The organism is Luteibacter sp. W1I16 (genome assembly GCF_050434905.1).
Classification (GTDB): domain Bacteria; phylum Pseudomonadota; class Gammaproteobacteria; order Xanthomonadales; family Rhodanobacteraceae; genus Luteibacter.
The window spans coordinates 3,482,962-3,500,445 of the sequence record NZ_JBNDJJ010000001.1; the positions used below are offsets into that span (position 1 = coordinate 3,482,962).

General features: G+C 67.0%; 18 protein-coding genes and 1 pseudogene. 12 read left to right on the forward strand and 7 right to left on the reverse strand.

Annotated features, from left to right (window positions below):
• Nucleotides 1-197: 197 nt before the first annotated feature.
• Nucleotides 198-1,199 carry a lytic transglycosylase domain-containing protein gene (locus QFZ41_RS15355; RefSeq protein WP_429199550.1) on the forward strand — a complete coding sequence of 334 codons (1,002 nt, stop codon included), beginning with the start codon at nt 198-200 and terminating at the stop codon, nt 1,197-1,199.
• A gap of 378 nt (nt 1,200-1,577) precedes the next feature.
• On the opposite strand, the gene QFZ41_RS15360 is transcribed toward QFZ41_RS15355, so the two are convergent.
• Nucleotides 1,578-2,762 (reverse strand): S1C family serine protease, encoded by a 1,185-nt coding sequence (locus QFZ41_RS15360; protein ID WP_429199551.1) that lies wholly within the window; start codon nt 2,760-2,762, stop codon nt 1,578-1,580.
• 235 nt (nt 2,763-2,997) lie between these two features.
• Between QFZ41_RS15360 and petA the strand changes: the two genes are divergently transcribed.
• The 5 genes from petA (at nt 2,998) to QFZ41_RS15385 (ending at nt 6,916) form a co-directional block, all read left to right on the forward strand.
• Nucleotides 2,998-3,597, forward strand: coding sequence for a ubiquinol-cytochrome c reductase iron-sulfur subunit (gene petA / locus QFZ41_RS15365; protein ID WP_426285239.1), 600 nt, complete (start codon nt 2,998-3,000; stop codon nt 3,595-3,597).
• The gene (locus QFZ41_RS15370; protein ID WP_429199552.1) at nt 3,597-4,898 is read left to right on the forward strand and encodes a cytochrome b; all 1,302 of its coding nucleotides are present in this window, start codon (nt 3,597-3,599) and stop codon (nt 4,896-4,898) included. The genes petA and QFZ41_RS15370 overlap by 1 nt, the downstream gene beginning before the upstream one ends.
• Nucleotides 4,891-5,646 carry a cytochrome c1 gene (locus tag QFZ41_RS15375; RefSeq protein WP_429199553.1) on the forward strand — a complete coding sequence of 252 codons (756 nt, stop codon included), beginning with the start codon at nt 4,891-4,893 and terminating at the stop codon, nt 5,644-5,646. The genes QFZ41_RS15370 and QFZ41_RS15375 overlap by 8 nt, the downstream gene beginning before the upstream one ends.
• 71 nt (nt 5,647-5,717) lie before the next feature.
• On the forward strand, nt 5,718-6,362 hold the full coding sequence (locus QFZ41_RS15380) for a glutathione S-transferase N-terminal domain-containing protein (protein ID WP_429199554.1): 645 nt from the start codon (nt 5,718-5,720) through the stop codon (nt 6,360-6,362).
• Between the two features lie 122 nt (nt 6,363-6,484).
• Complete coding sequence (locus QFZ41_RS15385) at nt 6,485-6,916, forward strand: ClpXP protease specificity-enhancing factor (RefSeq protein WP_429200257.1); 432 nt, start codon at nt 6,485-6,487, stop codon at nt 6,914-6,916.
• A gap of 29 nt (nt 6,917-6,945) precedes the next feature.
• On the opposite strand, the gene QFZ41_RS15390 is transcribed toward QFZ41_RS15385, so the two are convergent.
• From QFZ41_RS15390 to QFZ41_RS15410, 5 genes and pseudogenes are all read right to left on the reverse strand, one after another.
• A complete protein-coding gene (locus tag QFZ41_RS15390) occupies nt 6,946-7,341 on the reverse strand; it encodes a DUF3301 domain-containing protein (protein ID WP_429199555.1) in 396 nt (131 codons plus the stop codon).
• 50 nt (nt 7,342-7,391) lie between these two features.
• Nucleotides 7,392-8,264, reverse strand: coding sequence for a carboxylating nicotinate-nucleotide diphosphorylase (gene nadC, locus QFZ41_RS15395; RefSeq protein ID WP_429199556.1), 873 nt, complete (start codon nt 8,262-8,264; stop codon nt 7,392-7,394).
• A 33-nt stretch (nt 8,265-8,297) separates the two neighbouring features.
• Nucleotides 8,298-9,197, reverse strand: coding sequence for a DUF1631 family protein (locus QFZ41_RS15400; protein ID WP_429200259.1), 900 nt, complete (start codon nt 9,195-9,197; stop codon nt 8,298-8,300).
• Nucleotides 9,124-10,605: pseudogene (locus tag QFZ41_RS15405) on the reverse strand (DUF1631 family protein); the annotation flags it as partial. The pseudogene QFZ41_RS15405 and the gene QFZ41_RS15400, both read right to left, overlap by 74 nt.
• Nucleotides 10,606-10,649: 44 nt before the next feature.
• The gene (locus QFZ41_RS15410) at nt 10,650-10,931 is read right to left on the reverse strand and encodes a Trm112 family protein (RefSeq protein WP_429199557.1); all 282 of its coding nucleotides are present in this window, start codon (nt 10,929-10,931) and stop codon (nt 10,650-10,652) included.
• A 73-nt stretch (nt 10,932-11,004) separates the two neighbouring features.
• Here QFZ41_RS15410 and purE point away from each other — a divergent pair, with 73 nt between their 5' ends.
• A complete protein-coding gene (gene purE, locus QFZ41_RS15415; RefSeq protein WP_429199558.1) occupies nt 11,005-11,520 on the forward strand; it encodes a 5-(carboxyamino)imidazole ribonucleotide mutase in 516 nt (171 codons plus the stop codon).
• Nucleotides 11,517-12,671: a 5-(carboxyamino)imidazole ribonucleotide synthase gene (locus QFZ41_RS15420; RefSeq protein ID WP_429199559.1), complete on the forward strand. Its 1,155-nt coding sequence runs from the start codon at nt 11,517-11,519 to the stop codon at nt 12,669-12,671. Before purE ends, QFZ41_RS15420 begins: the two co-directional genes overlap by 4 nt.
• Nucleotides 12,672-12,960: 289 nt before the next feature.
• Here QFZ41_RS15420 and QFZ41_RS15425 read toward each other — a convergent pair whose 3' ends face one another.
• Complete coding sequence (locus QFZ41_RS15425) at nt 12,961-13,539, reverse strand: superoxide dismutase (RefSeq protein WP_429199560.1); 579 nt, start codon at nt 13,537-13,539, stop codon at nt 12,961-12,963.
• Nucleotides 13,540-13,647: 108 nt separating this feature from the next.
• Here QFZ41_RS15425 and grxD point away from each other — a divergent pair, with 108 nt between their 5' ends.
• The 4 genes from grxD (at nt 13,648) to QFZ41_RS15445 (ending at nt 17,294) form a co-directional block, all read left to right on the forward strand.
• A complete protein-coding gene (grxD, locus tag QFZ41_RS15430; protein WP_371023936.1) occupies nt 13,648-13,971 on the forward strand; it encodes a Grx4 family monothiol glutaredoxin in 324 nt (107 codons plus the stop codon).
• Nucleotides 13,968-14,741 carry an SDR family NAD(P)-dependent oxidoreductase gene (locus tag QFZ41_RS15435; protein ID WP_429199561.1) on the forward strand — a complete coding sequence of 258 codons (774 nt, stop codon included), beginning with the start codon at nt 13,968-13,970 and terminating at the stop codon, nt 14,739-14,741. Before grxD ends, QFZ41_RS15435 begins: the two co-directional genes overlap by 4 nt.
• Before the next feature lie 34 nt (nt 14,742-14,775).
• Nucleotides 14,776-15,372: a YhgN family NAAT transporter gene (locus tag QFZ41_RS15440; protein ID WP_429200260.1), complete on the forward strand. Its 597-nt coding sequence runs from the start codon at nt 14,776-14,778 to the stop codon at nt 15,370-15,372.
• A 215-nt stretch (nt 15,373-15,587) separates the two neighbouring features.
• Nucleotides 15,588-17,294: a lysophospholipid acyltransferase family protein gene (locus QFZ41_RS15445; protein ID WP_429199562.1), complete on the forward strand. Its 1,707-nt coding sequence runs from the start codon at nt 15,588-15,590 to the stop codon at nt 17,292-17,294.
• Nucleotides 17,295-17,484: the final 190 nt, after the last annotated feature.

The following is a 17,484-nucleotide window of genomic DNA, read 5'->3' on the forward strand; positions in this document are numbered from 1 at the left end:
GACTTGCGTGAACATCGTCACGCTCGCGGGCCTTGGCAGAGAAGGGGGCCTCGGGCACACTCGCGCCCATGGTCCACGACGCGACGCCAGGGGAAAGCGCCGGCCATGCCGCCCGCCGTTTCCTGAGATCCCGGCCCGCACTGCGCAGGGCCGCGGTCGCGTGCGTCCTGCTGTCGGGCCTGCTGGCCGGACCCGCCGTGGCAGGCTCCCTCTATAGATGTGTCGGCAGCACGGGCGAAACCGTCTTTTCCGGAAGCACGGCGGGCTACAAGGACTGCAAGCGGCTCGGCAGCACCGGCTCCGCGCGCCCGGCGAAACCGTCCGCGGTGGCCGCGCCCGTGAAAGCGCCTGTCTTCGAGCCGGTGGCCGGCGCGCCTTCGTTGAAAGGCGTTTCCGGCAGCGTGGTCTCCGCTCCCGCGGCGGCTTCCTCGCTGGCGGGGGTGACCGGGTCGGTGGTGGGCGCCGGGGGCGATGCCGTCGTCCTGCCACCCGTTACCGCCCCGAAGGGCAGTTGGGACTATCGCGAATCGGCCACCGGCGACCTGACGGCGGCCGCGGCACCCGAGTCACCGAAGGGTTCGCGCGTGCTGCGTGGCGCCGTCTACCGGATCACGCGGGCCGATGGCGGCGTCGAATACACCAACATCCCACCCGGCGGGGGCACGAAGGGGCAGAGCATCAAGATGCTCTTTACCTATATCGCCACCTGTGCCGCCTGCGATGTCCATTCGAAGATCGACTGGAACAGCGTGGCGCTCAACCTGACCTCGTATGGCGACGCGATCCATGCGGCCAGCAACGAGTTCGGCGTGGACGAAGCCTTGCTGCGTGCCGTGATCCATGCCGAGAGCGCGTTCAACCCAAGGGCGCTGTCGGTCGCGGGGGCGCAGGGGCTGATGCAGTTGATTCCGGGCACCGCACGCGACATGGGTGTGCTGGACGCCTTCGATGCCGACCAGAACATTCGCGGTGGCGCGCGATACCTCGCCTTGTTGTTGCGCAACTTCAACGGCAACGAGCGCCTTGCAGCGGCGGCGTACAACGCCGGACCCGGCGCGGTGCAGAAGTACAACGGCGTGCCGCCGTATGACGAGACACAGGTCTATGTCGAGCGCGTGGGCGTGCTGAGGAAACGGTACGGGGAGACGTTGCGGCATCGGGCGACTGCCGGGGTGCCGTTGGCTGAGCGGGGGGCTTGAGGCGAAGGCATCGCCGACAGGGTCGGCTCCCACAAGAGCTGAAGAGCATCGCCTGCCAGCCGGCTTCCCACCAGGGACCAGGGGCATCGCCGGCCAGCCGGCTTCCCACCAGAACGGTTCCCTACAAACAGAGCGGTTCCCATAAAGGCAAGAGCATCGCCGACAGGGTCGGCTCCCACCAGGTTGCGGCTGACTGCCCACCGGGTTACTGCTGGCTGGTGGGAAGCCGGCTGGCCGGCGATGCTCCTAAGCCTTGGTGGGAGCCGACCTTGTCGGCGATCCCGCGGCAGCGGGCAAGCTTGCCGCCAGCCTGCTATCGCCGCTGAAGCGGCTCCCACAGCCGGCGATCAGGCCACAGTCGGGCGACACAGCCGGCGATCAGGGCTGCCGCAACGCCTGCATCGGCGCGCTCGGCGGCCGCTGCGTGGGCGTGACCGTCGCGGTGAACGGTGCGCCGGAGCGCAACCCCGACACCTGCACCGGAACGCCCGGTTTCAGCGAAGCCTCGTGCCGCCGCAGGTCCGACGGATCGAGGATGTCCTCGTCGCCCAGGCGCAGCAGCACGTCGCGCTGCTGGATGCCGGCGAGCGCGGCCGGGCCGCCCGGCGATACCTCATTGACCACCACGCCACGCGCCGCCGAGGGCAGGCCGCTGTCGGCCGACACGGGCACGGCGCCATAATCCGCCCCGATCCAGCCGCGGACCACATGGCCGGTCTGCACGATCTGGTCCAGCACATCGCGCGCGCTCTGCACGGGAATGGCGAAGCCGATGCCCTCCGCGCCCACCGCCTGGCCGATCAGCGACGTATTGATGCCCACCAGTTCACCATGGGCGTTGACCAGCGCGCCGCCGGAATTGCCGAAGTTGATCGCCGCGTCGGTCTGGATGAAGTTCTCCAGGCTCGACAGGTTGAGCTGGCGGCCGATGGCGCTGACGATGCCCATCGTCACCGTTTGCCCGATACCGAAGGGATTGCCTATCGCCAGCACCACGTCGCCCACGCGCGGACGGCTGTCCGCATCGGTCATGCGGATGGCCGGCAGGTTGCCGGCGTCGACCTTGAGCACCGCCAGGTCGGTCTCGTCGTCGGAGCCCACCACGCGCGCCTTGGCCACGCGGCCATCGTAGAGCAGCAGCTGGATGTCGTCGGCGTTGGCGATGACATGGTTGTTGGTCAGGACGTAGCCATCCTCGCTGACGATCACGCCCGAACCGAGGTTCTGCTGCCGGCGCGTACGCGCCGGACCGGTCGGGACACTGAAGATGCGCTGGAGCACGGGGTCCGAATACAGCTCGCGCGGCTGCTCGGTGACCAGCTTGTTGGCGTAGATATTTACGACCGAAGGGGCGGCCTTGGCCACGGCGTCGGCATACGAAGCCGGCCCGCCGCTGGCGAGGGAGGTGGACACCGAGGCCTGTTCGCCGGCCGGGGCGGGGGAGAAACGCTGACGAAGAAAGGCGCCGCTGCCGGGCCAGAACAAGCCGATGACGAAGGCGACGGCGAGGCCGAGCACGACGAAGCGGGCGACGAAGGCGAGCGTGCGGGCGGCGTGTTTCATGAAAGAGCGAAGGGGTCCTGTCGTCGTCGCATCGCCTTGCCCACGAAGCGCAACCTTGTTTTCCGCGTCCAGGCGGTTCCGTGGCGGCCCCAGCCCCGAAAGGGACAGGGTAGCGTTCAGTTTATTGTACGTGGCTGGTGCTGACGTTACACTGACGCGATTTGCGGAAGCCGATTTCCGAAAAGAGCCGGCGTTGGGGTCCGCATTCTCAATGGCATAAGTTCCGGAGAGCCTGATGGCGAACGAAGTCGTCGATCACGGGCGCCGTCGCTTCCTAACCGTTACGACAGCAGTTGTCGGCGGGGCGGGAGTGGTCGCGGCGGTCGTGCCCTTCATCAAGTCGTGGGAACCGAGCGCAAGGGCAAAGGCAGCGGGGGCGCCTGTCACGGTCGATATCAGTGCCATCGAGGCCGGCCAGAAAGTCACCTTTTCATGGCGCAGCCTTCCGGTCTTCGTCGTCAATCGCACCAAGGACCAGCTGGCGCAGCTGAAGGGCCTCGAGCCCCGCTTGCTGGACCCGCAGTCGTCCGACGCCGCACAGCAGCCGAAGTACGCGACCAATGAAAACCGCTCCATCAAGCCCGAGTGGCTGGTGGTGATCGGCCTGTGCACCCACCTGGGTTGCGTGCCCGACTTCGTGCCGGACATCAAGCCGGAGCCGTTCGACGCGAACTGGAAGGGTGGCTTCTACTGCCCCTGCCACAAGTCGCGCTACGACTTGTCCGGTCGTGTCTTCAGCGGCGTGCCCGCGCCGAAGAACCTGCCTGTGCCGCCGTACCACTTCGTGGACGACACGCACATCCAGATCGGCGTCGATCCGCAGGAGGCAGGCTGATGGCTAACGTCCTTACCCGTATCGGCGACTGGGTCAACGAGCGCGCGCCCAACCTGGCGCCGACGTACCGGAAGCACATGACGGAGTACTTCGCGCCGAAGAACTTCAACCTCTGGTACTACTTCGGCTCGCTGGCGCTCCTGGTCCTGGTCAACCAGATCGTGACCGGCATCTTCCTCACCATGAACTACAAGACGAGTGCGCTGGAAGCGTTCAACTCGGTCGAGTACATCATGCGTGACGTGGAGTGGGGCTGGCTGATCCGCTACATGCACTCCACCGGGGCCTCGCTGTTCTTCGTGGTGGTGTTCCTGCACATGTTCCGCGGGATCATGTACGGCTCGTTCAAGCGTCCGCGCGAGCTGGTCTGGATCCTCGGCATGCTGATCTTCCTGGTGCTGATGGCCGAGGCCTTCATGGGCTACGTGCTGCCGTGGGGCAACATGTCGTTCTGGGGCGCCAAGGTGATCATCTCGCTGTTCGGCACCATTCCCTACATCGGCAATTCGCTGGTGGAGTGGATCATGGGCGACTTCCTGCCCGCCGACGCCACGCTCAACCGCTTCTTCGCGTTGCACGTGATCGCGCTGCCGCTGGTGCTGCTGCTCCTGGTGGTGTTGCACCTGGCCGCGCTGCACGAGGTGGGCTCGAACAACCCCGATGGCGTGGACGTGAAGCATGGTCCGAAGGGCAATCGCTGGAACCCGGAAAAGCCGGCCGACGCCATCCCGTTCCACCCGTACTACACGGTGAAGGATCTGGTCGGCGTGGGCTTCTTCCTCACCATCGCCGCGTTCATCATCTTCTTCGCCCCGACCTTCGGTGGCTGGTTCCTCGAGCACGACAACTTTACCCCGGCGAACAACCTCGTCACGCCGAGCCACATCAAGCCGTCGTGGTACTTCACGCCGTTCTACGCGATCCTGCGCATGATCCCGTCCTTCTTCGGTACGGCGATCTGGGGCGTGATCGGCATGTTCGGCGCGATCCTGCTGCTGGCCCTGCTGCCCTGGATCGACAAGGGCGAGGTCCGCTCGGTCCGCTATCGCGGCCTGGGCTTCCGCATCGCGCTCGGCGTGCTGGTGTTCTCCTTCCTGGCCCTGGGCCTGGTCGGCGCCGGCGTCACCGCCGAGGTCATACCCGAGTGGTTCCCGGGCGCGGACGTCACCACCTGGGAGAACGCCTTCGGCAGGCTCATGGTGCTGGGCTACTTCGGATTCTTCGTATTCGTATGGGTCTACACGCGCTTTGGGTTCGAGAAAACCAAGCCGGTTCCGGAACGGGTGACGCTGCATGATTAAGCGCTATATCTACTCCCTCGCCCTGGCGCTGGGCCTCGCGGCCGCCACGATTCCCGCCCTCGCCGCCGAAGGCGGAGAAGGCTTGGCGTCAGCCGGCACCAACGTGGGCGATCGTGCCTCGCTGCAGCGAGGCGCCAAGCTGTTCTTCAACTACTGCGTCGGCTGCCACTCGCTGAAGTACGTGCGTTATTCGCGCCTGGCGTCCGACCTGGGCCTGTCCGAGGAAGAGGTGATGTCCAACCTCAACTTCACGGGGGCGAAGTTCGGCGAGCCGGTGATCTCGCACATGCCGGCCGACAGCGCGAAGACCTGGTTCGGCAAGGATCCGCCGGATCTCTCGCTGGAAGCCCGCGCCAAGGGCGTCGATTTCATCTTCAACTACCTCAACTCGTTCTACCTCGACCCGAGCCGTCCGGTCGGCTGGAACAACACGGTGTTCCCCAACGCTTCCATGCCCAACCCCCTGTGGGAGCTGCAGGGCTTGCAGTCCGCCGTGCACGGCGAGGCCAAGCCGGGCGAGGAAGCGGTGGTGGAGAAGCTGGAAATCACCACGCCGGGCCGGATGACGCCGGAGCAGTTCCGTGGCGCCACCCGCGACCTGACCACCTTCCTGGAATACGCGGCCGAACCCGCCGCCCTGGAGCGTCAGTCGATCGGCGTGTGGGTGATCCTGTTTCTGGCCGGCCTGACGTTCCTCCTGTACCTTTTGAAGCATGAGTACTGGAAGGACGTCCACGAGAGTCACTGATTGATGTCCCGACGGGGCGGCTTCGCGGTCGCCCCGTTTTCGTTCAGGTAGCAGGGAGGGAGATCGAAAGCATGGTCCAGAACGCACGTTCGCGCTCGGCACTGACGCTCTATACCAGTGCCGACGACATCCATTGCCACCGTACGCGCCTCGTGTTGGCCGCCAAGGGCGTCGCCTACGACCGGATCATCCTGAAGCCCGACCAGCCCACGCCGGACCTGCTCGAACTCAATCCGTATGGCACGCTGCCGACCCTGGTCGACCGTGACCTCACCCTCTACGACCCCGCGGTCGTCGTCGAATACCTCGACGAGCGCTATCCGCACCCGCCGTTGATGCCAATCGATCCCTTGTCCCGCGCCCGGCTTCGCCTGGGCACGTGGCGGATCGAGAATGACTGGCTGCCCGAAATCGAGGCGATCGCGGAAGGCGGCAAGGTCGGCGATGGCGCGCGCAAGCGCCTGCGCGAACACCTGTTACTGTCCGTGCCGCTGTTCCGGGCGTCGCGCTTCTTCCTCAACCCGGAAATGAGCCTGATCGACTGCCTGGTCGCCCCCGTGGTCTGGCGCCTGCCCCACCTGGGCGTGGACCTGGGCAAGGAGGGCAAGCCGATCGTCGACTACGGCGAGCGTCTGTTCCACAGCCAGGGCTTCGCCCGCAGCCTCACGCCGGAGGAGCGTGACATGCGACCGGACTTCAACTTCAGCCCCGGTTAGCCCTCAGGCGCCCGTATCCCGTTAAACTCTCGTCTTGACCTTGCCCTGCCGGGCTGGTGGTTCCCGACCGACCGGCGGGTACGACGAGGATGCTTTCCATGGATACGAACGAAAACGCGGGCATGACTTCCAATCGGCCCTACCTGCTGCGCGCCATCTACGATTGGATCAGCGACAACGGCTTCACGCCCTATGTCCTGGTCGACGCCGGCCAGCCCGGCGTGCAGGTGCCGGCCCATGTCGTGAAGAACGGGCAGGTGGTGCTCAACCTCGCGATGCGCGCGGTGGCGAACCTCGACCTGGGTAACGAGCGCATCACCTTCCAGGCGCGGTTCTCCGGCGTGAGCCAGTCCATCGTGATTCCGATGCATGCCGTGCTGGCGCTTTACGCGCAGGAGAATGGCCAGGGCATGATGTTCCCTGCCGATGAGAACGAAGCGCTCCCGGCGAACGCCGCCGATGCGGCGGACGAGGTCAACGAAGCCCCGCCACAGGCCGGTGGCGACGACGACCGCCCGAAGCGCGGCGCACCGCACCTTCGCGTGGTCAAGTAACGCGGGTGGTCAGGTAAGGCGTTCGCGGTTCAGTGGAGCCGCCGGCGATCGGCCAGCGAGATGACGTTGCCGGTGTGCACCACCGAATCCGTCGCCACCACGGTCTCCAGCTCCGGCGATCCCGACTGCGGCAGCGAAAAGCTGGCCACTTCGTTGCCCGCCATCCACAGGCGAGCCGCTTGCCGCGACTGGCCATCCTCGCTCACTTCGAAGGCGTAGCAGCGTTCCAGCCGGCGCACCCCGTCGACCCCCTGCAGCCGGATCGAGCGCAGGCCCACGCTCTGGTCGAGCAATTGCAGGCCGTGACGCTTGCACAGCGCCGTCGCCGCCCGCACGGCGACCTCACGGGCGCGGGTCAACCGGTACCAGCTTGCGATGCCGGCGGCGAGGGCGAATAGCCAGAAGAGGTCGGTGAACGAAGACATGGGGTCAGTGTGTGGCCCGTTCGCACGGACCACAAGCCCCTCGCCGGGTCTCAGTGCTTCACGTCCAGCCGCAGGGAAAGGTCGATCGCGCGGACGTGTTTCGTGAGCGCGCCGCTCGAGATGAAATCCACGCCGGTTTCCGCTATCGCGCGAACCGTATCGAGTTCGACGTTGCCCGAAACCTCCAGCGGGATGCGCCCCGCCGTGTAGTCCACCGCTTCCTTGAGCATGTCCGGCGTGAAATTGTCCAGCATGGCGCGGTCGGCGCTTGCGTCGATCGCCTCGGCCAATTCGTCCATCGTTTCCACTTCCACGATCAGCGGAAGGGCCGGATGGATCATGCGCGCGGCACGCACGGCGGGCCGGATGCCCCCCGCGGCGATGATGTGGTTTTCCTTGAGCATCATCGCGTCGAACAGGCCGATACGGTGATTCGTGCCACCGCCGCAGCGCACGGCGTACTTCTGTGCGCGCCGCAGGCCGGGGATGGTCTTTCGCGTGTCGAGGATGCGCGTGCGGGTGCCCGCCAGCGCATCCACGTAGCGCGCGGTGACGGTGGCCGTCGAAGACAGCAGTTGCAGGAAGTTGAGCGCCGAGCGTTCGGCCGTGACCAGGGCCCGGGCATTGCCGGCCAACCGGCAGATCGCCGAGCCCGCCGCTACGCGGTCGCCATCGTGTGCCAGCCATTCCACCTTCACGTCCGGATCGAGCTTGCGGAAGCAGGCCTCGAACCAGGGTGCGCCGCAGAGGACGGCATCCTCGCGGCAGGTCAGCACGGCCGTGGCGGTCGCTTCCGCATCGAGCAGGTCGGCCGTGGCATCGCCCGGACCTACGTCCTCGGCGAAGGCGCGTTCGACATCGGCGAGGATCTCGCCCGGCGTTGGCAAGGCGTCGGCCAGGTGGCGCGGATCGGCAGGGCTCATCGGGTGGCGGCCTCCGTGGAAGAGGACGCTACCTTATTCGGGTTGACGCAGCTTTTCCACGATGGCGTCCATCGCGCGGTCGAACAACAGCGTGGAATCGAGCACGCGCGCCGTGCCACTGGCGAAGGCCTGCGCGAGCCCGGCGAGGCTGTGGTCGGCGACCTTGAGGCCACGGCGGTTGACGAACAGGTAGCGGCCACTGATGGGGCTGACCCACGACAGCTTGGCGCGGTCGGTGGTGCCGTCGGCCGCGGTGAACTCGAGCCACTGGCCCACCTTCAGCTCGCGTGCCTGGGCGAGGTTTCGCTCGTCGAAGGCCTCGTCCATCAGCGACTCGACCTCATCGTCCGGTTCCGGTTCGATCACCGGTTCCTCGATGGCCTGGATCGCCTCGGGCAGCGGCATCACGCTGGCGACGATGGTTCCCGACGCGGTGTCCGGCGCCGCTTCGCCGAGCTGCTGGCGATAGAAGGCGTGCAGCTGGCCGAGCAACTGTTCGGTGTCGTTTTCCTGGAAGGCCACAGCGGCCAGGCCACGGCGCAGCGAGCGCTCGATGCCCGGCAACATGACGCGCAGGTCGCGCCGGCCATGGATGTCGTGCACCGGACGCGCACTGGCGATGAAGTCGTCGATGAAGCGCAGTGAATCGCGGAACTCGTGGGATTCCTCGCCCTGGCGCAGCAGGGTGAGCACGATGTAGTTGGCCCATGCACGGGTCAGCACGCCATAGATGAGCGGCGGCAGCGACGCGCCGCCGATGCGTCCGACGATCTCCTGCGCGGCGCGCCGGCGGGCCTGCTCTAGTTTTTTCGCGGCCGCGTGTCGACTCGGCGACGCGTTGCTCGGCGAGTTCCGCGCGCTTGCGGCTGACGTCCAGGAAATCCTGCAGGTCGCTGGCGAGACGGGTGAAGATCGCGGTGTCGTCGTCGAAATCGTGCAGCAGGCGGTCGACGATCGACTTCATCTTGTCGAACAGGCGTCCATCGCGGTCCGCTTCGGCCGACCATCCCTTGGCCGCGTCGGCCAGCGCGTCGAGCAACTGGCGCGCCGGATGCGACTTGTGCGCGAACATGCGGCGGTCGAGCAGCGCCACCTTGAGGTAGGGAATCTGCAGGCGCGCGAGCAACACCTGCATCTCCGTCGGCAGGTTGTCGTCCTCGAGGATGAACTCGAACAACATGCCGACCAGGTCGATCGTGTCTTCGTCGATCCCCGACACATGCGCGGTTTGCTGGCCACGCAGTTGCCCGATCTGGGCGAGAAGCTGTTCCTTCAGCTGGGCCACATCGCGGCTGACGTCGGCCTGGGTGGCGAGCGGGGCGGCGGTGTTCGGCAGCGTGGCGATCTGGCTTTGCAGCAAGGTCAGCGCGCCGAGCAGTTCCGCCGGGCTCGGCAAGGGACCGGCCGGCATCGGCGCGCCGCCCATCGGCCCACCCGTTGCCGGAATGCTGTCGCGGCGCGCGGAGAACAGCGCGTGCAGCGACTGCATGAACTCCGCGGCGGCCGCGTCGGTCACCGGCGTGGTGGCGGCCGGCGGGGCGGCGGCCGCGGATACCGGGCCGATCGGCGCGGGGGCATCGCTGCGCCGGGTGGCGATCTCGTGGCGCAACTGCGGCAGCACGCCGGCATTGGCCAGCTCGTTGTTGATGTCGTCGTAGAGTTCGTCGATGCCGGCCAGCACGTAACGGTCGAACAGCTTGTAGATGATCAGCTTGACCCGGACCTCGACGATCAGCTCGCGCATCGCCTGGCGGAACGCGCCGGCCAGCGAGGCCGGGCCGACCGGGTTCGACGCGTCGTCCATCTTGTTGCCGCCGCAGATCACGGACAGCCGCTGGTTCACGGCGAACAGGGCGCGCGCCAGGCGCTGCTCGTTCTTGCCGATCATGCTGGTGATGGCGAGGGATTCTTCCAGTTCGTTCTCGCCGACGAGGCTGAGTTCGATGTTGGCGAGCGGACGGCCCGAGCCATCGGCGTCCGGAGCGCGCGTGCGGCCGGCGGAGAAATCGGCCAGGTCGCGCGCGACCTGGCCCAGGAAGGTACGCTCGACGATCGCGCGCTTCTTGCGAACCTCGCGCATGCCGTCGAAGAACTGGGTCTGGGCCGCGTTGTTCTCGGCCTTCTCGGCGAGGTCGAACAGGGCGTCGTCGATGTTCTCGAACATGTTCGACGCCAGCGCGTGCAGGCGCTTCGTGGCCAGCCCACGCACCGTCACCAGCAACGCGCCCACGCTCTCGCTGCGCGGATCCAGGCGCTGACTGAGATCGACGACGTTAGACGGCTCGCTCGCGTTGTTCATCGCGCATCCTGGAATGTTTCTGGCCCCCGCCCGAGGCGTCATTGTGCGGGAACCAATGCTTTATAGCGTGACTCGCGTCACGGATTTTATGCGCGGCCCGTTTCAGGCGCGAAGCCCGACAGCTGGAGCGTGCCGATGCCGGCCTCCGGCAACATGACGGGGATGCCGTCCTCCACCCGGTAGACCAGCTGACCGTCGGTGGTGATGAGGCCTTCCGTGATCGGCTCGGCGACTTTCTCGCCGGCGACGGTGTCGACCGCCCCGGCGCGGATCGCTCCGTTGAGCTGATCGCGCTCGGTCGCCGTGAGCGGGCGCAGCGGACGTTTGCTGACGGGGCAGCAGAGGATGTCGAGTAGACGCTTGTCCATGGGAAGTGGCCGCCGGGGGCCAACCTGATAAACGGGAATGCCTTTACAATAGCGACTTTTGGGTGCTCGGGCCATGACTTCCAACGAGGGTAACGAAGCGAACGCGCCGCGCGTGGGCGTGGTGATGGGTTCGCGTTCGGACTGGGAAACCATGGAGCATGCCTCCACCACGCTGACCCGCCTGGGCATCGTCCACGAGGTCCGCGTCGTCTCCGCGCACCGCACGCCCGACCTGCTGTTCGACTACGCCGAAACGGCTCGTGCCCGGGGCATTCAGGTCATCATCGCCGGTGCCGGCGGGGCGGCCCATCTGCCGGGCATGATCGCCGCCAAGACGGCCCTGCCGGTGTTCGGCGTGCCGGTGCAGTCCAAGGCGCTCAACGGCATGGATTCCCTCCTTTCGATCGCTCAGATGCCGGCTGGCATCCCGGTCGGCACCCTGGCCATCGGCCGCGCCGGCGCGACCAACGCCGCGTTGCTCGCCGCTTCGGTGCTGGCCCTGCACGATGCGGCGGTGGCCGAGGCGCTGGACGCCTTCCGCGCCGGGCAGACCCGTTCGGTGCTCGACCACCCGGACCCGCGCACATGAGTCGCACGCTCCCCACCGTCGGAATTCTCGGTGGCGGGCAGCTCGCCCGCATGCTGGCCCTGGCGGCCGCCCCCCTCGGCATTCGAACGCTCGCTGTCGACGGCGCGGCCGATGCCTGCGCCGGCCAGGTCTCCCGCCTGGTGGTCGCCGACTGGGACGACGAGGCCGCCCTGGCGGAATTCGCCAGGCAGGTCGACGTGGTCACCTTCGACTTCGAGAACGTGCCGGCGGCCACGGCCGAACGGCTCGCCGGCCAGGTCGACGTGTTCCCGAATCCGCGCGCGCTCGCCGTGGCCCAGGACAGGCTGTCCGAGAAAACCTTATTCCGCGAGTCCGGCCTGAATACGCCGGAATTCGCCGTGGTCGACACCCATGACGACCTGGTCGCCGCGGTCGGGCGCATCGGCTTGCCGGCGATCCTCAAGACGCGCCGCCTCGGCTACGACGGCAAGGGCCAGTTCCGGCTGAAGACGCCGGCCGATGTGGACGCGGCCTGGGCCGCCCTCGGCGACGCCGCATCCAGGCATGGCCTGATCCTCGAGGCCTTCGTGCCGTTCGACCGCGAGTTGTCGGTCGTGGCCGTGCGCGGTCGCGACGGGGCCTTCCGCACCTGGCCGCTCACGCGCAACTGGCATGTCGACGGCGTGCTCTCGCTGAGCCTGGCGCCGGCGCCAGGCACCTCCGACATGCTCGAAAAGGAGGCCATCGCGCATGCGCGGGCCATCGCCGAGCGATTGGATTACGTCGGCGTGTTCGCGCTGGAGTTGTTCGTCCGCGGCAGTGAATTGCTCGGCAACGAGATGGCGCCGCGAGTGCACAACTCGGGGCACTGGACCATCGAGGGCGCGCACACCAGCCAGTTCGAGAACCACATCCGCGCGGTGCTCGGCCTGCCGCTCGGGGACACCGGCGTGCGCGGGGCGAGCGCGATGCTCAACTGGATCGGCGACATGCCCGATCCGGCACCCGTGCTGTCCGTGGCCGATGGCCACTGGCACGACTACGGCAAGGAGGCACGGCCCGGCCGCAAGGTGGGTCATGCCACGATCTGCGCCACCGACGCGGGCAGCCTGCGGGCGAAGCTGGTGGAGGTGGGCGCCGCGCTGGAGCGGGAAGGGCAGGTGGCGCCTGCGGTCGAGGCGCTGGGCTAGGCGGTCGAGGCACTGGGCTAAGAGCATCGCCGACAGGGTCGGCTCCCACCAGTCCATCGAGTCGCCCACAGCTACGGCGGGCCCGCTGCCCTGGTGGGAGCCGACCCTGTCGGCGATGGGTGCTTGCGTTAACCTGGCCCGCTGCCGCGGGATCGCCGCTGAAACGGGTCCCACAGACCTGGAGGCGCCCACAGAATTAGCGGCTCCCACAGAATTAAAGAAAAGGCCGGGTCTCGCGACCCGGCCTTTCTCATTTCATAGCCAGGGCTCTAAAACCGCCCTGAGGAAATCAGGCGAGATTCTTCGCCGCGAAATCCCAGTTGACGATGTTCCAGAACGCTTCCAGGTACTTCGGGCGCGCGTTGCGGTAGTCGATGTAATACGCGTGTTCCCACACGTCGGCCGTGAACAGCGGCTTGTCGCTGCCGGTGATGGGGGTGGCGGCGTTCGACGTGTTGACGATCGCCAGCGAGCCGTCCGGGCGCTGCACCAGCCAGGTCCAGCCCGAGCCGAAATTGGCGGCCGCCTGCTTGGCGAATTCTTCCTTGAACTTGTCGAGCGAGCCGAAAGCCTTGGTCAGCGCGTCGGCCAGCTTGGCCGGCGGTTCGGCACCGCCCGGGGCGCGCATCGAGTTCCAGTAGAAGGTGTGGTTCCAGGTCTGCGCCGCATTGTTGAAGATGCCGCCGGACGAGGTCTTGACGATGTCTTCCAGGCTCTTGCCCTCGAACTCCGTTCCCTTGATCAGGTTGTTGAGGTTCGTGACGTAGGTCTGGTGATGCTTGCCGTGGTGGTAATCGAGGGTCTCGGCGGAGATATGAGGCTGCAGGGCATCCCTCTCGTACGGGAGCGGGGGAAGTTCGAACGCCATTGCGGGACTCCTTAGCGGTGGCTGGGGGGAAGGGCGTAAGCAGGGGCCGCGAGGCCGGGCACTGCTACACTATGCAACTAGTCGCATTCTAATGATGAAAACCGAGCTATGGACGTCGTAGACGAGATCAAGGCCATCGTGGCGGCCCACCCGATCGTGCTTTTCATGAAAGGCACGCCGGAATATCCGACCTGTGGCTTCTCCGATCGCGCCGTGAAGGCCTTGCAGGCCGCCGGTGCGGCGTTCCATTCGGTGAACGTGCTGGCCGACCCGCGCATCCGCGCCGGCCTGCCGCATTACTCGAACTGGCCGACGTTCCCGCAGTTGTTCCTGCTCGGCGAATTCATTGGTGGCTGCGACATCGTCGAAGACCTGCACGCCGCGGGCGAATTGAAGCGCATGGCGGCCGACGTGGCCGGGGCCGCGACGTGAGCGCGTTGCCTTCCGTCCGGCTGCCCGAGGATTGGTCCGTGGCGCCGGGCGCGCTGGCGGGCCGCGTCGTGATCGTCACCGGCGCCACCGGTGGCCTGGGCGGAGAGACGGCGAAAGCCGTGGTCCGTGCGGGCGCCACGGTGGTGATCACGGGGCGCAAGGTGCGCGCGCTGGAGAAACGCTACGACGAACTCGTCGCGCTCGGCGGCAACGAGCCGGTCATTCATCCGCTCGACCTGGAAAGCGCCACGCCGGCGGATTACGCCGCGCTGGCCGAAGGCATCGAGCGCGAGTTCGGGCGCCTCGACGGTATCGTGCATGCCGCCGCGCATTTCAACGAACTCACGCCCATCGCCGTGCACAAGCCCGACGACTGGCTGCGCGCGATGCAGGTGAACGTGTCCGCGCCCTTCGCGCTGACCCAGGCGTGCATGCCCTTGCTCACGCGTTCCGACGACAGCGCCGTGGTCTTCGTGCTGGATGATCCGGACCTGCTCTCGCGCGCCCACTGGGGCGGCTACGGCGTGTCCAAGGCCGCCGTGGAACGCATGGCCGCGGTGCTGCACGCCGAGAACGGGCGCGGCCCCCTGCGCGTGCACACGCTGCTGCCGACGCCGATGCGCACGGCCCTGCGCCGCGCGGCCTATTACGGCGAGAACACCCTGGAGAAGCCGTTGCCGACGGCCGCGGCCGATGCCATCGTCTACCTGCTTTCCGGTGCCGGCGCGGATGCGCGCGGTGCCATCCTCGATCTACGCCCCACCCACTGACTTACCGCAGGAGTTCTACCCCATGGAAACGCAGATGACGACGTTGTCCGCGGGCATCCTGCTGTTCCTGATCATGGATCCGCTGGGCAATATCCCGTTGTTCCTCGCCCTGCTGAAGGACGTGCCGCCGCAGCGCCGGCGCAAGGTGATGGTGCGCGAACTGCTGATCGCGCTGGCCGTCCTGATCGCGTTCCTGCTCGGCGGGCAGTACATCCTCAAGGTGCTCCAGCTGCGCCAGGAATCGGTGAGCATCGCCGGCGGCATCGTGCTGTTCCTCATCGGCATCCGCATGGTTTTCCCGCCAGTGGAAGGCGGCGTGTTCGGCAAGACGGGGGAGGGCGAGCCCTTCATCGTGCCGATGGCCATTCCCGGCGTGGCAGGCCCCTCGGCCATGGCCGCCCTGCTGCTGCTGACCAACTCGCAGCCCGGCCGCACGGCGGAGTGGGGCATCGCCCTGTTCCTGGCCTGGCTGGCCACCGCGGTCATCCTGCTCAGCTCCACCTTCCTGTTCCGCTGGCTGGGCGAGAGCGTCCTCACCGCGCTGGAGCGCCTGATGGGCATGCTGCTGATCGCCTTGTCGGTTCAGATGTTCCTCGCCGGCATCTCGGCCTACCTGCACCTGGCGGTCTGACACGTAAGGGTGATTGCCGCAAGAACATACGTGGCGGTAGGGTTACTGTCATAATTGCCCGCGAGCATGGCCGGGGCCAGGAACGCTCCTGGCACCGGGCATGGGTCGAAAGCCCTCTCAGGGGCACAGAGGATGTTCGAAGGCACTATGAGAAATCACGACTCCGCACCGGCCCGGCAAGGTAGCCATCGTTCGACGTCAAGGGAGCCCAAGTCATGCTGAGCATCGATCAGACCCTGCTGGAACGCATGCCATGGCTGGCCCAGCACCCCCGTCTGCGCAAGCCGCTGGTCGGCATGCTGGAGACGCTGGCGCACGAGGACCGCTTCAATCGCACGCTGGCGTTTGCCGGCCCCGCGCAAGGCTTCGAATTCTGTGAGAAGACGCTGGATTACCTCGGCGTCAGCTGTCGTGTCACCGAACGCGAACGCGAGAACATCCCCGTCGAAGGCCCCTTGATCGTCGTGGCCAACCATCCGCTGGGCATGGTCGACGCGATCGCCCTCATCCAGCTGATCGGTTCGGTTCGCCGCGACGTTCGCATCCTCGGCAACGACGTGCTGTCGGCGGTGCCGCAGCTGGGTTCGTTGCTGCTGAAGGTGGACGTCTTCGGCAAGGGCGCCACCTCGAAGATGCGCAACGTCTTCCGCGCGATCGAGGCGGGCGAGGTACTCATCATGTTCCCGGCCGGCGAGGTCTCCCGCATGCGCCCCGGCGGCGTGCGTGATGGCAAGTGGTCGGATGGCTTCGCGCGCATCGCCATGCGCGCCGGCGTGCCGGTGCTTCCCGTGCATATCGCCGCGCGCAATTCCGTCGCGTTCTACGGACTGTCGATGCTGGCCAAGCCGCTCAGCACCGCCATGCTTCCGCGCGAGGCCACTTCGGGCAAGCAGCGGGTGGGTTTTCGCATCGGCAAACTCGTCGACCCCGAGGAATTAAAGCAGGCCAGTGGCGGTTCATCGGAGCGTGCAGCCAAGCTGATGCGCCGGCACGTGTATCGTGTCGCACGCCAGCGCGGCCTCGTCTTCGGCGGGCAAACCCCGCTGGCGCACCCCGAACCCGTCGAGCGCGTGGTCGCCGAACTGGAGAAGGCCGAGTTGCTCGCGGAACTGCCGGATGGCAAGCGCATCCTGCTGTTGCAGGGGAGCAGCGACAGCTACGCCATGCGCGAGATCGGACGCCTGCGTGAGTTGACCTTCCGCCGCGTGGGCGAGGGTACCGGCAAGCGCCGTGACCTCGACGCCTACGACCCGCTCTACGAGCACCTCGTATTGTGGGACGCCAAGGCCTTGCGCGTCGTGGGCGCGTACCGGTTCGGTCATGGTGGCCGTCTCATCGCCAAGCACGGCATGAGTGCGCTGTACACGTCCAGCCTGTTCGATTATTCGCCGGCACTGGAGTCGCGCCTCGCCCAGGGTCTGGAACTCGGGCGCAGTTTCATCGCCCCTGCCTACTGGCGCTCGCGTGCGCTCGACCAGCTCTGGCAGGGCATCGGTCTTTACCTGCAACGGCATCGCGAACTGCGTTACCTGTTCGGGCCCGTGAGCATGTCGGTCAGCATGCCGCGGGAAGCGCGCGAGTGGATCGCGGCCGCGCATCAGCATTTCTTCGGCGTGCAGGGCCTGGCCGCCGCGCGGCAGCCGTTCGTGATTCCGGAAGCCACCATCGAGTCGGTACGCCGTGAACTCGAGGGTCTCGATCCCGCCGAAGGCCTCGGCAAGTTGAAGCATCGCCTCGATGCCCTCGGCGTCACCCTGCCGGTGCTCTACCGCCAGTACGTCGACCTGGTCGACCCGCAGGGCGTTCAGTTCCTCGCCTTCGGCGAGGACCCGGATTTCGCCGGTTGCGTCGACGGCCTCGTGATGCTCGACCTCGCGTCGCTCAAGCCGGCGAAGCGCTCGCGCTACCTCGGAAAAGACTGACCCCAAGAGCCGGTAGGAGCCGACCCCGTCGGCGATGAGTGCTTGCCTCCGCTTGGGTGGGAGCCGACCGTGTCGGCGATCCCGCGGCAGCGGGCCGGATCAAGGCGAGCACCCATCGCCGACAGGGTCGGCTCCCACAACTTCCGCACCCACATGACACGCCCGGTGGCTTCTCTTCGTCCGCTACAAG

What these genes read in the sequence shown, in the direction of transcription:
- QFZ41_RS15360 (WP_429199551.1), bottom strand. Translation starts at nt 2,762, where the DNA reads ATGAAACACGCCGCCCGCACGCTCGCCTTCGTCGCCCGCTTCGTCGTG.
- petA (WP_426285239.1), top strand. Translation starts at nt 2,998, where the DNA reads ATGGCGAACGAAGTCGTCGATCACGGGCGCCGTCGCTTCCTAACCGTT.
- QFZ41_RS15370 (WP_429199552.1), top strand. Translation starts at nt 3,597, where the DNA reads ATGGCTAACGTCCTTACCCGTATCGGCGACTGGGTCAACGAGCGCGCG.
- QFZ41_RS15375 (WP_429199553.1), top strand. Translation starts at nt 4,891, where the DNA reads ATGATTAAGCGCTATATCTACTCCCTCGCCCTGGCGCTGGGCCTCGCG.
- QFZ41_RS15380 (WP_429199554.1), top strand. Translation starts at nt 5,718, where the DNA reads ATGGTCCAGAACGCACGTTCGCGCTCGGCACTGACGCTCTATACCAGT.
- QFZ41_RS15385 (WP_429200257.1), top strand. Translation starts at nt 6,485, where the DNA reads ATGACTTCCAATCGGCCCTACCTGCTGCGCGCCATCTACGATTGGATC.
- QFZ41_RS15390 (WP_429199555.1), bottom strand. Translation starts at nt 7,341, where the DNA reads ATGTCTTCGTTCACCGACCTCTTCTGGCTATTCGCCCTCGCCGCCGGC.
- nadC (WP_429199556.1), bottom strand. Translation starts at nt 8,264, where the DNA reads ATGAGCCCTGCCGATCCGCGCCACCTGGCCGACGCCTTGCCAACGCCG.
- QFZ41_RS15410 (WP_429199557.1), bottom strand. Translation starts at nt 10,931, where the DNA reads ATGGACAAGCGTCTACTCGACATCCTCTGCTGCCCCGTCAGCAAACGT.
- purE (WP_429199558.1), top strand. Translation starts at nt 11,005, where the DNA reads ATGACTTCCAACGAGGGTAACGAAGCGAACGCGCCGCGCGTGGGCGTG.
- QFZ41_RS15420 (WP_429199559.1), top strand. Translation starts at nt 11,517, where the DNA reads ATGAGTCGCACGCTCCCCACCGTCGGAATTCTCGGTGGCGGGCAGCTC.
- QFZ41_RS15425 (WP_429199560.1), bottom strand. Translation starts at nt 13,539, where the DNA reads ATGGCGTTCGAACTTCCCCCGCTCCCGTACGAGAGGGATGCCCTGCAG.
- grxD (WP_371023936.1), top strand. Translation starts at nt 13,648, where the DNA reads ATGGACGTCGTAGACGAGATCAAGGCCATCGTGGCGGCCCACCCGATC.
- QFZ41_RS15440 (WP_429200260.1), top strand. Translation starts at nt 14,776, where the DNA reads ATGACGACGTTGTCCGCGGGCATCCTGCTGTTCCTGATCATGGATCCG.
- QFZ41_RS15445 (WP_429199562.1), top strand. Translation starts at nt 15,588, where the DNA reads ATGCTGAGCATCGATCAGACCCTGCTGGAACGCATGCCATGGCTGGCC.